This is a genomic window from Dyadobacter sp. CY323, assembly GCF_021390245.1.
Taxonomy (GTDB): domain Bacteria; phylum Bacteroidota; class Bacteroidia; order Cytophagales; family Spirosomataceae; genus Dyadobacter.
Genome location: NZ_JAJUXH010000001.1, coordinates 511,462 through 525,347, shown reverse-complemented (window position 1 = coordinate 525,347; position 13,886 = coordinate 511,462). Strand labels below are relative to the sequence as shown.

Here is a 13,886-nt window from a genome sequence, read left to right as displayed (position 1 = left end):
TTTTTACCGAAATTAACTATGAAAAAATACTTTCAACTGGGGGACGTTTTGTACTACTTCGTCCGGGTTTTCAAGAAAAAAGACCCTAATGCCCCCGATTCATTCAACCTGCGCATGATGCACGGGATCAATAAGATCTCCATTGTCATGTTTTTAATTTGTGTGATTATTATGATCGTCAGAGCTTTAACAAGATGAACCTCGAAACCCTGCGTGACTACGCCCTGAAACTCCCCGGCGTAACAGAAGAGCTGCCATTTGGCCCGGATACATTGGTTTTTAAAGTGAAAGGAAAAGTATTCCTGCTCACTCCAATGGATTCTGCGACGCACCAGTTCAATGCGAAATGCGATCCTGAAAAGGCAGAAGAATTAAGAGAAAAATACCCGGACGTAAAGCCCGGATATCACATGAATAAAAAGCATTGGAATACGGTACATGTTACCGGCAGCATCCCAAGTGAGACGTTATTCGGCTGGGTGAAAGATTCCTACGACCTGATTGTTGCTAGCCTGCCGAAGAAAGATCAGGCCAACTTGTCAACCTGAGCGGAGTCGAAGGTGCCATCCATGACTGATAGCGCCTTCGATACCGCTAAGGTTGACAAATGAGGTCACTTCGCAGCTTTCATTTCCTCGTCCAGCTTCTTACTCAGCGTCTCGCAAGTCCCCTCGATTGCTTCGGCCATAGCCCGGTCATTGGTTGCTGTGAGCAACGTATCGGCGATGCCGCTCATTAATTCAATATAAAAACGCTTCATTTCGAAGACCTCCATATCTTTTGTCCAAAGGTCTATTTTCAGTGTTCCTCTGTGATAATGGTCCCAAACCGCGATTGCGATTGCACGTGTATCATTAATGCCTTCATTCGGATTGTCGGTAGCTTCCCAAAATATCTTTTCGGGTATATTTTTATCGTCCAGCTCAACGGTGAAATGTATTTCTGACTTTTTCATAAAAGGTGTTAAATTTTCACAAAAGTAAGCATTAGACGCTTAAAGATGCCCGCACAAATCAATTTCCGGCTTTGCTGAATACCTTTTTTAACAGTTCGGTAACCCTGGCCCCAGGATTCTCCCGGATTTTTTTCTCTTCCTGCGCAATGAGCGTGTACAGCCCGTCAATGGTTTTCTGGGTCGCATATTCTTTCAGATTCGGGTTGACCTTTTTAACAAGCGGGATCTGATTGTAGGTATTTACAATGTCGGTATAATATTCTGTGGCTTTGTTCAAATTCAAAGTGCTGTCTACAACCGGGAAGAATGTTTTGAAAAGCTCATCATTGGTGGATTTCTTCAAATACTGCGTGGCTGCGTCATCCTGGCCCTTTAAGACACCTAATGCATCGGGCACCGTCATGGATGTGATCGCCTTTACGAAAATCGGTTTGGATTTTTTAGCCGCATCTTCCGCAGCACGGTTTAGCGACAATGTAAATTTATCGACCTGGTCTCCCAGTCCCATTTTCCGCAAAGTCTCCGCTACTTTCTGAGCTTCGGGCGGGACCGCAATTTTGATCAACTCATTCTTAAAAAAACCATCCACTTTGGAGGCTTCCGCCGAACCGTTGCTAATGCCCACATTCAACGCTTCTTTCAAACCCTGAACGATTTCATTTTCACCTAATCCGGTACTGTTTCCCTTTGATTTTTTCAACATTTTACCAAGATCAAACTGTGCCTGGGAAGAAGTGCCGAAAAGGGTTATAAATAAGAATATTGCTACGATTTTATGTTTCATTTCAATGCATTTGTTAAGATTGTACTAAGGTTCAAACGTACTCAATAACGATTAATTTTACTTATTTTTGGGAAAATAACGACGTTTTCAACAGTACTCTAAACGATGATTTCGAGCAGTAAAGCAGAGATAATAACCATCGGTGACGAAATTCTTTTCGGACAGATTACAGATACCAATACGCAATGGATTGGCACTCAACTTACTGACATCGGCATTCGCCCCGTTCGAAAAACCTCAGTCGGTGACAACAAACAGGATATCCTGAGCGCCTTCGCCGAAGCCAGCCAGCGGGCCGATGTAATTATCGTTACAGGCGGACTTGGACCTACCCGCGACGACATTACGAAACATACTTTTTGCGAATATTTCGGGACCGAACTGGAAATCAATCAGGAAGCTTTGACACTGATTACCGAGTTTTTCGCAAAGAGAGGCCGCGCAATGACCGAGCTGAATATCCAGCAAGCCGCTTTACCAAAAAACTGTACCTACATCCCGAATCTGTGGGGAACAGCTCCGGGGATGTGGTTTGAAAAAGACGAAGTGATCTATGTTTCGTTGCCCGGCGTACCGTATGAAATGAAGAGTCTCATGGAATTTGAAATTCTTCCCCGGCTGAAAAAACGGTTTTTCACACAGATCATTCAACATAAATCCATCCGTACCATCGGCATTGGCGAATCGTTTCTCGCAGAGACGATCGCTTCGTGGGAAGATGCGTTGCCGCCACATATAAAGCTAGCTTATCTTCCTCATTTCGGGCAGGTTAGACTTCGCCTGACGGGTACCGGCACAGATCAGGATTTGCTCGAAAAACAGTTACAGGAGCAGGTAGACCTGGTTCTTCCGCTGATCGGGCAGCATGTTTTCGGATACGATCAGGATGAACTCGAAACGGTTATCGGATCGTTACTTGTAAATAATAACGCAACTGTTGGAACCGCAGAAAGCTGCACGGGCGGGTTTGTCGCAAATCAGATTACGAGCGTTCCGGGATCATCGCGATACTACGAGGGATCGGTAGTGAGTTATAGTAATGAGGTGAAAATGAATGTATTGGGCGTATCGGGTGAGACGCTGGAAGCTTTCGGCGCGGTAAGCGAGCAGACTGCGAAAGAGATGGCGGAAGGTGCACGTAAACTACTGAATACCACATTTGCAATCTCGACAACCGGCATCGCCGGGCCCGACGGTGGCACAGCGGAAAAGCCTGTGGGTACAGTTTGGATTGCATGCGCTACTCCGGACACGACCTACACACAGCTTTTGAGTTTGAGAAACAACAGAAAAATCAACATCGAACTTACCTCGTCTTATGCGCTGAACCTTTTGAGAAAAACCATACTCAAAACAATCTTGCTGTAAAAGACTAACATCGTTATATCATTCAAGCAGCTGCTTTTTGGAAGTTGCCCTCGAAAAATAGCATTTATGAAAATAGTGAAAATGGTAATGCCTCCGATGGGCGAAAGTATCATGGAATGCACGGTCCTGCATTTGCTCAAAAAAGCAGGTGATCCCGTGGGGATCGATGATTCTGTTCTGGAGGTGGCTACCGACAAAGTCGACACGGAAGTTCCCTGCCCCTACTCCGGCAAAATAGCCGAATGGCTTGTAAAAGAGGGTGACGTGGTCGCAATTGGCAGTGTAGTTGCTAATATAGAAGTGGGTGACGGCGAATATGTGGATACACGTCCGACGCCGGAAGAACCATTGGAAGAAGTTTTGGAAGTGGCCGAAACAGCAGCCGTTCTCGAAAAAGATTATCACGAAGCTGTAAGCAAAAAGGCTGACGCGAAATTTGATACCAGCGGAAACAGCACCTTTTATTCACCACTTGTACTCAGCATCGCCAAAGAAGAGAACATCAGTACCAGCGAATTAGGCTCAATCCCTGGAACCGGGTCCGAAAATCGGGTTACTAAAAATGACATATTATCATTCCTGAGTAATCGTAAAACGGTAAGTCCCATTTTGCCGGTCGCCACCTCACTGAATGGCAGCAATGAGATCATCGAAATGGACCGCATGCGCAAAATGATTGCGCAGCGCATGGTGGAATCACGGAGAATTTCGGCACACGTTACATCTTTTATTGAAACCGATATGACGCCGGTTGTGAACTGGCGCGAAAGTGTAAAAAATGAATACCGCAAAAAAAGTGGTGACAGCATCACATTTACGCCAATCCTGATCGAGGCGGTGGTGAAGGCCATTAAAGATTTTCCGATGATCAATATTTCGGTGGATGGTGATAAGATTATCAAAAAGAAAGACATCAATATCGGAATGGCGGTGGCTTTGCCCGATGGGAATCTCATTGTTCCGGTCATCCATCACGCCGACCAGTACGATTTGCCCGGCCTCGCTAGAAAAGTGAACGAACTCGCTAAACGAGCCCGGGAGAATAAACTGAAAGCGGATGACCTGTCTGGCGGCACGTACACCATTTCAAACATCGGTGCATTTGCGAACTTAATGGGAACGCCTATCATCGTTCAGCCGCAAGTCGCGATTATGGCTTTCGGAGCGATAAAAAAGAAGCCGGCCGTGATTGAAACCCCGCAAGGCGACCTTCTCGGGATCCGGAGTATGATGTTTATTTCGCATTCGTACGACCACCGCGTGGTGGATGGTTCGCTGGGAGGAATGTTCCTGAAAAGGGTCAACGATAATCTGGAAAATTTCGACGTTCACAGAACCCTGATCTGATGCTGAGACTTACTTTGGATATGGACGATGTACTGGCAAACACGCACGAAAAGCTGGTTAGCATCATTCTCAGCGACTTTGAAACCACATTGAATGAAAAGGATTTGAATTCCAAATCATTACGCGAGCTTTTGCATCCAAAACAGCTCACGAAACTGAACAAGATTATTGATTCCCCCGGCTTTTTCGCAGATATTAACGTAATGGACGGGGCTCAGGAAACGGTTTATAAGCTTTCAAAATACTATGAATTGTTTGTCGCGACCGCCTGTATGGAGTTTCCGACGTCATTTAAAGACAAATTCGACTGGCTCAAAAAATTCTTTCCTTTTATTCCCTGGACAAACATTGTTTTTTGTGGCTACAAAAGCATTATCCAGTCTGATTATTTGCTTGATGACCATGTAAGAAATCTGGTCGCATTTAAAGGGCAGGGCATTTTGTTCTCCGCCCCTCATAACTTAAAAGAAACAGCTTACAAACGGGTTTCCAACTGGAACGAAGTCTCCGAGCTCTTCTTACCCATCAAATGAAACTACTACTCATTGAAGACGAACCGAAAACATTGCAGTCCATTAAACAGGGCCTGGAAGAAAATGGTTACGAAGTGGATATTGCCTACGATGGGTTAATCGGAAAACAGCTGGCGAAGAATAATACGTACCAACTCATTATCAGTGACATCATCATTCCCGGCATCAATGGGATCGAGCTTTGCCGCGAAATTCGGAACTGGGGCGACGAAACGCCGATCCTTATGCTCACTGCTCTGGGCACGACCGACGATAAAGTGACCGGCCTGGACGCAGGCGCCGACGACTATCTTGTTAAGCCTTTCGAATTCAAGGAGTTATTAGCGCGCGTACGAGCGTTGACAAAACGGGGCGCGACCATTTCACATACGGCCCAGGTACTCAAATTTGCTGATCTGGAAGTCTCATTGGACGCAAAAACGGTGCATCGCTCCGGGAATAAAATAAACCTTACGGCCCGGGAGTTTAATCTGCTGGTGTATCTGATCCGAAATCAGGGACGTGTAATTTCTAAGGTTGAAATCGCTGAGCAGGTTTGGGACATTGGATTTGACACCGGCACTAATGTCATCGAAGTGTATGTAAATTATCTGCGTAAAAAAATTGATAAGGATTATCCTGTCAAACTGATACATACTTTGTTTGGAATGGGTTATGTACTTAAAGTTGAATAAGTTATGCAAATCCGCACCAGGCTTACGGTCCAGTTTTCCTTGTTGGTTAGCGGTATTCTTCTGATTACGTTTCTTGCGATCTATTTTTTTTCCTACTCCAACGTCACCGAAGATTTTTACGACCGGCTGAGATCAAAAGCCAAATCACAGGCCGAGCTGCTTCTCAAAGTACAGGTTCCGCTCATCAATTCAGAGGTGCTAAAAGCACTTGATGAAACCAACCGAGACCTGATCTACGACGAAAACATCTTTATTTTCGACGAAAAAAACCGGCTGATTTACAGTAATACCACTACGCCGCAAATCAAGGCATTACACGTATCCAATTACTGGCTGGATGAAATCCGTAAATCCGGGCAGATCCGGTATCAGGATGGTGATTATAAGGTTGTCGGGTTGTATTATAAATACCCGTTTAACCGCGCGGTGGTCATGCTGGGTGCCAAGGATTTGTATGGCCAGGCCAACCTTTCAAATCTCAGTGCACTTCTTACGGTGCTGTTTTTCATCGTAACACTTATCGTTGCGATCGTTGGATGGATTTTTTCAAAACGTGCATTACGTCCCATTTCAAAGGTGATGAATGAAGTGGAAGGAATCTTACCTCAAAAGCTCGATACCCGGCTGGAAGTACCCAATCAGAAAGATGAAATTGGCCGGCTTACTACCACATTCAACAAGCTGCTCGACCGGATAGAGACTGCGTTTCAAATGCAGAAAATATTTGTTGCAAATGTCTCGCACGAACTAAAAAACCCATTGACCAAAATTCGTTCGCAACTGGAAGTCAGCATGTTGAAAGAACGAAATACGGCGGATTATCAGGTAACGATACGATCGGTGCTGGAAGACATCGAGGAACTTGCGCAGCTATCGAATACACTGCTCGAACTTGCGAAAGTGAGCGAAGACCAGCGCGATCTACTGACAGAGACAGTCCGTGTAGACGAGCTACTGCTGGACTGCCGACAAAACCTGGCCGTCGCAAATCCTACCTATAACATACTATTGAATTTTGACGAGCTGCCCGAAGACGATACCTGGCTGGAACTTATCGGCAACTCTACACTGCTGAAAACTGCATTTCTGAACCTGATGGACAATGCATGCAAATTTTCGGATGATCATTTGGTGAGTGTGAGCCTGCACCCGACACGCGGGCAGTTATCTCTGGCTTTTTCGGACAATGGGAAAGGCATTCCGAAGGACGATCAGAGCCTGGTTTTCCAGCCGTTTTACAGAAGTGATAACACGGCGAGCATCAAAGGATATGGAATTGGACTATCGCTCGTGGAGCGGATTGTGAAGCTGCATAATGGGAATATTGTCATTCAATCAAATATTCCCAAAGGCACTACATTCCGGATCAATTTCTCGCGACTCTAAGCAAATTTTAACTTGATATTAACGCCATTTTAAGTATTACATGATTTATTTGTATTGTCGCAACAGAGAAGTCAGCGACTCTTCAAATAGATTTCATTTTTTGTGGTGTTAATAAGCAAACTTGGCAGGCGTTTTTCACGTCTGCCAAAGTTTTTTAGGGGGTAGCTTTCAACCTGTAAAGCTTCAAACGTAAAAAGCCTTCGACTGTAAAAAGCCCTTCGACTGCGCTCAGGGTGACAAAGGTGGTTGTCATCCTGAGCGCAGTCGAAGGGCTCTCATTAACAAGGCCTATGCCTTGTTAAACCTTCTTCCGTATCTCAATAATCTTCAACTTATTCAGCAGCTTGATTACCGGGTAGGTGGGATCAACCTCGTACCATCTTGAACCGAAGTTGATTGAATTGGGCCTTTTATGGTGATTATTCTGAAAAAGCTCCCCCATCATCAAAAAGTCGAATATCAGGGAATTTTTAGATTTGTCAGAGTTGTCGAAATTCTGATATCCGTATTTGTGTCCGCTCCAGTTTACAATTGCACCATGGATCGGGCCCATTAACAAATGGATTGGCAATAAGAAGAAGAAAACCCAGTGCATATCGAGGTAAACGTACGCCAGCACATAGAATGCAATGTACAGTAGTCCCCAACCTACTCTCGAAACCCACGAATCACCCAGTTTTTCTACGAAATTCCATTCCGGATAGTTGCGCTCGAAGCGGGTCTCTATCGCTCTCTTGCGACTCAACACGGCATTATAAATATTCTTGGTTTCCCACATCATCGTGAAGACGTTTTTGGTATGATGCGGAGAATGCGGATCCTTCTCGGTGTCGCTGAAAGCGTGGTGCATCCGGTGAAGGATTGCATATGCACGGGGGCTCAAATAAGAAGATCCCTGCGAAAGATAAGTAAGCAAATAAAAGAACCTCTCCCATGGCTTGCTCATTATGAACATCTTATGAGCAGAATAGCGGTGCAGGAAAAAGGTTTGACAGAATAAAGATAAATACCAATGTACTAAAAATACAATGAGAACAATATACATGGAACGTGGTAAATTTTAATAAAATAATTTGTACAAAAGTAAGCTCGAAAGCTTAGAAATCCGAAACTTGATAACCCAAATTTAGAAGATATTTAAATAGCGAAATTTTCACATATATACGCAAATACCGCATTACTGGATCATAAACGCATAGCTAAGCAAATTGGCACCCATTTGTAATGCCTTCCTTCTCATCTCTTCTGGATCATTGTAAACACTCTGATCTTCCCATCCGTTTCCAAGGTCGGTTTCGTAACTATAGTAACAAACCAGCCGCCCCTGCCAGATCAAACCGAAACCTTGCGGCTGCTTGCCATCGTGCTCGTGAACTTTGGGCAGCCCTTCCGGAAACACGTATTTAACACGGTAAATCTGATGGTCAAATGGCAGTTCGACGAAAGTGAGTTCAGGAAAAACTTTTTTCATTTCCCTGCGGATAAACTGATCAAGCCCATAGTTATCGTCCACATGTAAAAATCCCCCTGAGAGTAAATAATTCCTCAGGTTTTGCGCCTCGGCATCAGTGAACACCACATTTCCGTGGCCTGTCATGTGTACAAAAGGATAGGTAAAAATATCCGGGCTACCCACTTCCACCACATCCTCAGCCGGGTTGATATTCATTTTCAACTCTGTGTTACAGAACTTGATCAGGTTTGGCAAGGATGTCTTGTTTGCGTACCAATCGCCCCCGCCGCCATATTTCAACTTTGCGATTTTAAGCGAAGATTGTCCGTAAACACCGCCTGCCGCACCTAGAAGTACTAATATGAAAATCCGGAAACTCAAATAAATTCGGGGCATGTTCAAGATGATGTTTAAATTATTTGCGCCAGATTGATCGCGTGGCAACCTGCAACCGCGGCAGTTTCTGTTCGTAACCTGGTCGGACCCAGTGAAACAGACGTGAAACCATGCTCGAATGCGGTCGTTACTTCCTTCTCACTAAAGTCTCCCTCGGGGCCGATCAGCAACAAAGTACTGCTGCCTTTTTTAACCTGATTAAAAACATGTTCCACCCGGTTATGGTCCGGAACATAAGCAATCAATTTAACACTTTCGGGCGCGTTTTTTATAAACGGAACATACTTATTATTCACTGTGATCTCCGGCTTATAAAATTGCTGGGATTGTTTCATCGCGGCGGCGGCAATCCGGTTTAACCTGCCAAGATTTACGACCCGGTTAATGGTATCTGTATTTGTGTGTTCGGTAACCAGAAAATCAATCCGCTCCACCCCGATCTCCGTCATTTTCTCAACCATCCATTCATTTCGCTCGGCCTTGCGGGTGGGAGCAACCGCAATGGCTACCTGGAATTTTCTAGGCTCAATAAATGTGGTTTCGACCACCTCATAACCTACTTTTCGACCCTGCATATTAAGGATGCATTTCTGCAACCTCCCCTTCCCGTTCGTGACGTGAATAACATCGCCTGTGCCCAATCTCAAAACTTTGGAGGTGTGCCTGGCCTCTTCTTCATCCAGTTCAAAAAGGTGATCGTCGGGCTGATAAAATAAATGCATTGATATGAAAAATAAGTTCGACAAACGAAACCGTTTGCGTCAATCAAGATAGAATTAAACTGCAATTAATTCAAAATCCTGCTGCATTTACACCCCGGATAATGCAAATTGCAGAAAAACGCATTTTATAGAATTATTAAACGAAAACTTATGGTTATAGTGATTTTTTAAACCTGATTTTCACTAATTACACCGTTTTTATCCGTTTTTGGCAAAAGTTGAACCTTAACCATTTTATAAGAAAAATACATTTTTTACTGACAATACTACCACAGACACAATATTATTCTGCTGAACGTTAATTTTTATTATGTTTTATTTTTGGGAAATACATTTTTGCACTAATATTGTGCCGTTATATTAATTCGTCACCACTTTATCTAGTACTATTATGTCAAAATCCAAGCTGGAATACATTTGGTTAGATGGCTACAAGCCGACCCAAAGTTTACGCAGCAAAACCAAAATTGAAAACGATTTTAGTGGAAAATTGGAAGATTGCGCAATGTGGTCGTTTGATGGTTCATCCACTGAGCAGGCTCCGGGCGGTTCTTCTGACTGTTTGTTAAAACCTGTTTATATCATTACAGATCCACAGCGCAAGAATGGATATCTGGTAATGTGCGAGGTATTGAATGCAGACGGAACTCCACACGAATCAAATGGCCGTGCTACAATTGAAGACGGCGACAACGATTTCTGGTTCGGATTTGAGCAAGAATATTTCCTTTGGGATAATGAAACAAACAAACCGCTAGGCTTCCCAGCAAATGGTTACCCGGCGCCACAAGGCCCATACTATTGCTCGGTTGGAGCAGCTAACGCCTACGGAAGAGACATCGTGGAAGAACACCTCGATGCTTGCCTGGAAGCTGGCCTGAACGTAGAAGGTATCAATGCAGAAGTAGCAGCAGGTCAGTGGGAATTCCAGATCTTCGCAAAAGGTGCGCAAGAAGCTGGTGACCAGATCTGGCTTGGCCGTTACCTTCTTGAAAGGATCGGAGAGAAATATGGTGTATCCATCAACTGGCACTGCAAGCCACTTGGCGCGCTTGACTGGAACGGTAGCGGAATGCATGCTAACTTCTCAAACTCAACTTTGAGAACTGCCGGCAGCAAAGAAACTTTCGACAAAATCTGCGAATCTTTCCGCCCGGTTGTAAAAGAGCACATCGAAGTATATGGTGCCGACAACCACCTGCGTCTGACTGGAAAGCACGAAACTGCTTCTATCCATGATTTCAGCTACGGGGTTTCTGACCGCGGTGCTTCTATCCGTATCCCCGTAACGGTTCCTGCAAAAGGATGGAACGGATACCTGGAAGATCGTCGTCCAAACTCTGCTGCTGATCCTTACAAAGTGGCAGCTCGCATTATCAAGACTGTTAAATCTGCTATCTAATTGCAGATTTGATTATAAAACCAACAAAAAAACCACCTTCCGGTGGTTTTTTTGTTTCTATATCATTTGAGATTCAACTCAATCCTGTTCCTCACTTCCGGTGAACGAATACAAGGTCGGATCGAGCTGCACTCGGCCTGCATTGAAAACCGCTATAAATTCGTCAATTACCTTATCTGTGATTTCGGTTTTATTCAGCCCTACTTCCAGGCCGACTCCATATTCAAATTTATCGTCGGTTTCAACGTGTTCCCGGACGGTGATTTCCTCATTTTCTTCAATCTCTTCAATGAATTCCGTGAGCAGCATTTCCGCATCCTCTTCATCTTCGGGACTAATCGTATAATTTTCGGGGCGTTCGTCCTGGGAGATGTAGTGAGGCATTTCCTTTTTCAATCTTTCCAAAGCTTCGTCATAAACCAGCGTAGAATGATGTAGTCTCAGCGTGTAAATCAACGCATCGTAAATGACCTCAGCGTTCTTGTAAACACCTACAAACTGAACATGGGCATGTTCGTTGTTTTCTTCCTCGTCTTCAAATTCATCCTCGACGTGGATAAAATTTGCCCGCTCTGCTTTGCATTCCCGTCTTAGTTGTGCAATTTCTTCTGGATCGAATCCCGGATTCATAGTCTTGTTAGTTGATACCAAGCGTTAAAATGTAAAAATTATTCCAAAAATAGCATTTCGCGATATTTTGCCAAAGGCCAATCTTCATCATCGATCAGTAATTCAAGCTTATCTACGTGATATCTGATCTCATCGAAGAAATACTTCACATTTGAACCATAATACTTGGCTTTTTCAAACAGATCATCAATGTTATTTGCGGTTTTCCGGCTTTCGGTCATTTCGTGCACCAGCCTTTTGATAACCACCACATGCGACGAGATATCCCGGATGATTTCCTTAATGGGCTCGGCTTCTTCCAGCATTTCCAGGTCCGTCAGAGACCGGGCAGTTTGTGCCAGTTTGAATTGATACTTGACCACAGTCGAAACAATGTGGTTTAATGCAAGATCGCTGATCACCCGCGATTCGATCTGGATCTTCTTGACATAATTTTCCAGCTCGATCTCATAACGTGCATGCAGTTCCCTGGAATTGAGAACGCCGGTTCTTTCAAAAACAGAAATCGTTTTGTCTGTCTTATAGGCATAAAGTGCATCGTAAGTCGTGCGAATGTTGGACAATCCGCGTTCCTTGGCGAGTTCAATCCATTCTTCCGAATACCCGTTCCCTTCAAACAGGATGTTTTTGGATTCGGTAAAATACCTTTTTAAAATCTCGACGGTAGCCACTTTTTTCTCTTCTCCGGAAGCGAGCCGCTCGTCCATTTCTCTTTTGAAATCCATCAGCTGATTGGCCACAATGGTATTTAAAATGATCATGGGCGAAGCGCTGTTTTGAGAGCTTCCTACCGCGCGGTACTCAAACTTATTTCCTGTAAAACAGAAAGGCGATGTGCGGTTACGGTCGGTATTGTCCCGCTGCAAGTTTGGAATGCGTGTCAGGCCCAGCTTATAGTAGAAGTTCTCTCCTTTTTCAAGCGTGATCTCACCCTTATTTACCAGTTCTTCCAGCATAGAGGTCAAGTCATTTCCTAAAAAAACCGATACAATGGACGGCGGCGCCTCATTTGCCCCCAACCGATGCTCGTTACCAGCCGATGAAATGGACGCACGCAGCAGGTCCGCGTGATCATGCACCGCTTTCACCACATTCATTAAAAACGTCAGGAAACGCAGATTTTCCTTTGGTTTGGAAGTCGGCGCGAGCAGGTTAATGCCCGTGTCCGTCGATAACGACCAGTTGTTGTGTTTTCCACTTCCATTAATCCCGGCAAACGGTTTTTCATGAAACAGAACCTGGAAATTATGTTTGTCACCTACTTTTTGCATTAAGTCCATCAGCAATGCATTATGGTCGATGGCAAGGTTGACTTCCTCAAAAGTCGGGGCGCATTCAAACTGTCCGGGAGCTACCTCATTATGTCGCGTACGAACCGGGATACCCAGTTTTAATGCCTCAAACTCAAAATCCACCATGAATGTGTTAACCCGGGGCGAGATCGATCCGAAGTAATGGTCATCGAGCTGCTGGCCACGCGCCGGGCTGTGCCCAAAAACGGTCCGGCCAGCCATTAAAAGATCTGGTCGTGCGTAATACAATGCTTTATCGACCAAAAAATATTCCTGCTCAATGCCCAAAGTCGGCGTTACTTTGTTTACGTCACGGTTAAAAAACTGACATACGCTGGTAGCAGCTTTGTCCAGCATCACCAGCGACCTGAGCAACGGCGCTTTATAGTCGAGCGCCTCTCCATTATACGAAATAAAGACTGACGGAATGCATAGGGTTTTCCCGCCGGCACCATTATCCATTAAGAATGCAGGTGAACTGGGGTCCCAGCCGGTATAGCCGCGGGCTTCGAACGTTGCACGCAGGCCACCACTCGGAAAAGAAGAAGCATCCGGCTCCTGCTGGACCAATGCGCTTCCTTTGAATTTCTCTACGGCACGACCATCAATTGTGAGGTCGAAAAAGGAATCATGTTTTTCTGCCGTGGTGCCATTGAGCGGCTGGAACCAGTGCGTATAATGCGTCGCACCCTTCGATATCGCCCACGATTTCATAGCTGCCGAAACTTCATCCGCCACTTCGATGTCAATCGTGGACCCCGAACGGATTGCATTGGAAACTTTGGTGTATGCTTCTGCGGAAAGCAGGGTTTTCATCACATCATCACTGAATGTGTTAATGCCGTACAAGTCGGCAACCTTTTCTGCGGGAGGGGTTAAAACAGGTGAAACGCGGCTCTGGGCAATTTCAAAAGCCTTGGAACGAAAAGTCATTATTTAATCAT

General features: G+C 44.8%; 15 protein-coding genes. 8 read left to right on the top strand and 7 right to left on the bottom strand.

What is annotated here, in order from left to right; translation table 11 throughout:
- Window positions 1-18 precede the first annotated feature (18 nt).
- Window positions 19-198, top strand: a complete 180-nt coding sequence (locus LZG72_RS02305; RefSeq protein ID WP_233867021.1) for a DUF6728 family protein — start codon at window positions 19-21, stop codon at window positions 196-198.
- Window positions 195-548 (top strand): MmcQ/YjbR family DNA-binding protein, encoded by a 354-nt coding sequence (locus LZG72_RS02300; protein ID WP_233867019.1) that lies wholly within the window; start codon window positions 195-197, stop codon window positions 546-548. Before LZG72_RS02305 ends, LZG72_RS02300 begins: the two co-directional genes overlap by 4 nt.
- 65 nt (window positions 549-613) lie before the next feature.
- Here LZG72_RS02300 and gldC read toward each other — a convergent pair whose 3' ends face one another.
- Together gldC and LZG72_RS02290 are read right to left on the bottom strand one after the other, a co-directional pair.
- Entirely contained in the window at window positions 614-955 is a 342-nt protein-coding gene (gene gldC, locus LZG72_RS02295) for a gliding motility protein GldC (protein ID WP_233867017.1), read from the bottom strand.
- A 58-nt stretch (window positions 956-1,013) separates the two neighbouring features.
- The gene (locus LZG72_RS02290; RefSeq protein WP_233867015.1) at window positions 1,014-1,739 is read right to left on the bottom strand and encodes a DUF4197 domain-containing protein; all 726 of its coding nucleotides are present in this window, start codon (window positions 1,737-1,739) and stop codon (window positions 1,014-1,016) included.
- 105 nt (window positions 1,740-1,844) lie between these two features.
- On the opposite strand from LZG72_RS02290, the gene LZG72_RS02285 reads away from it, so the two are divergent.
- The 5 genes from LZG72_RS02285 (at window position 1,845) to LZG72_RS02265 (ending at window position 7,047) form a co-directional block, all read left to right on the top strand.
- The gene (locus LZG72_RS02285) at window positions 1,845-3,107 is read left to right on the top strand and encodes a competence/damage-inducible protein A (RefSeq protein ID WP_233867012.1); all 1,263 of its coding nucleotides are present in this window, start codon (window positions 1,845-1,847) and stop codon (window positions 3,105-3,107) included.
- A 66-nt stretch (window positions 3,108-3,173) separates the two neighbouring features.
- On the top strand, window positions 3,174-4,454 hold the full coding sequence (locus LZG72_RS02280) for a dihydrolipoamide acetyltransferase family protein (protein WP_233867009.1): 1,281 nt from the start codon (window positions 3,174-3,176) through the stop codon (window positions 4,452-4,454).
- A complete protein-coding gene (locus tag LZG72_RS02275) occupies window positions 4,454-4,987 on the top strand; it encodes a 5' nucleotidase, NT5C type (protein WP_233867006.1) in 534 nt (177 codons plus the stop codon). The genes LZG72_RS02280 and LZG72_RS02275 overlap by 1 nt, the downstream gene beginning before the upstream one ends.
- A complete protein-coding gene (locus tag LZG72_RS02270; RefSeq protein ID WP_233867003.1) occupies window positions 4,984-5,661 on the top strand; it encodes a response regulator transcription factor in 678 nt (225 codons plus the stop codon). The genes LZG72_RS02275 and LZG72_RS02270 overlap by 4 nt, the downstream gene beginning before the upstream one ends.
- Before the next feature lie 3 nt (window positions 5,662-5,664).
- The gene (locus LZG72_RS02265) at window positions 5,665-7,047 is read left to right on the top strand and encodes a HAMP domain-containing sensor histidine kinase (protein ID WP_233867000.1); all 1,383 of its coding nucleotides are present in this window, start codon (window positions 5,665-5,667) and stop codon (window positions 7,045-7,047) included.
- 298 nt (window positions 7,048-7,345) lie between these two features.
- On the opposite strand, the gene LZG72_RS02260 is transcribed toward LZG72_RS02265, so the two are convergent.
- The 3 genes from LZG72_RS02260 to LZG72_RS02250 form a co-directional block, all read right to left on the bottom strand.
- The gene (locus LZG72_RS02260) at window positions 7,346-8,092 is read right to left on the bottom strand and encodes an acyl-CoA desaturase (protein ID WP_233866997.1); all 747 of its coding nucleotides are present in this window, start codon (window positions 8,090-8,092) and stop codon (window positions 7,346-7,348) included.
- A 132-nt stretch (window positions 8,093-8,224) separates the two neighbouring features.
- Window positions 8,225-8,896: a DUF4159 domain-containing protein gene (locus LZG72_RS02255; RefSeq protein ID WP_409017646.1), complete on the bottom strand. Its 672-nt coding sequence runs from the start codon at window positions 8,894-8,896 to the stop codon at window positions 8,225-8,227.
- 14 nt (window positions 8,897-8,910) lie between these two features.
- Complete coding sequence (locus LZG72_RS02250; RefSeq protein ID WP_233866994.1) at window positions 8,911-9,618, bottom strand: 16S rRNA (uracil(1498)-N(3))-methyltransferase; 708 nt, start codon at window positions 9,616-9,618, stop codon at window positions 8,911-8,913.
- A 391-nt stretch (window positions 9,619-10,009) separates the two neighbouring features.
- Between LZG72_RS02250 and LZG72_RS02245 the strand changes: the two genes are divergently transcribed.
- Window positions 10,010-11,020, top strand: coding sequence for a glutamine synthetase beta-grasp domain-containing protein (locus LZG72_RS02245; protein WP_233866991.1), 1,011 nt, complete (start codon window positions 10,010-10,012; stop codon window positions 11,018-11,020).
- A gap of 78 nt (window positions 11,021-11,098) precedes the next feature.
- On the opposite strand, the gene LZG72_RS02240 is transcribed toward LZG72_RS02245, so the two are convergent.
- The gene (locus LZG72_RS02240) at window positions 11,099-11,650 is read right to left on the bottom strand and encodes a hypothetical protein (protein WP_233866988.1); all 552 of its coding nucleotides are present in this window, start codon (window positions 11,648-11,650) and stop codon (window positions 11,099-11,101) included.
- Between the two features lie 38 nt (window positions 11,651-11,688).
- Window positions 11,689-13,875: a glutamine synthetase III gene (locus LZG72_RS02235; protein WP_233866986.1), complete on the bottom strand. Its 2,187-nt coding sequence runs from the start codon at window positions 13,873-13,875 to the stop codon at window positions 11,689-11,691.
- Between the last annotated feature and the right edge of the window lie 11 nt (window positions 13,876-13,886).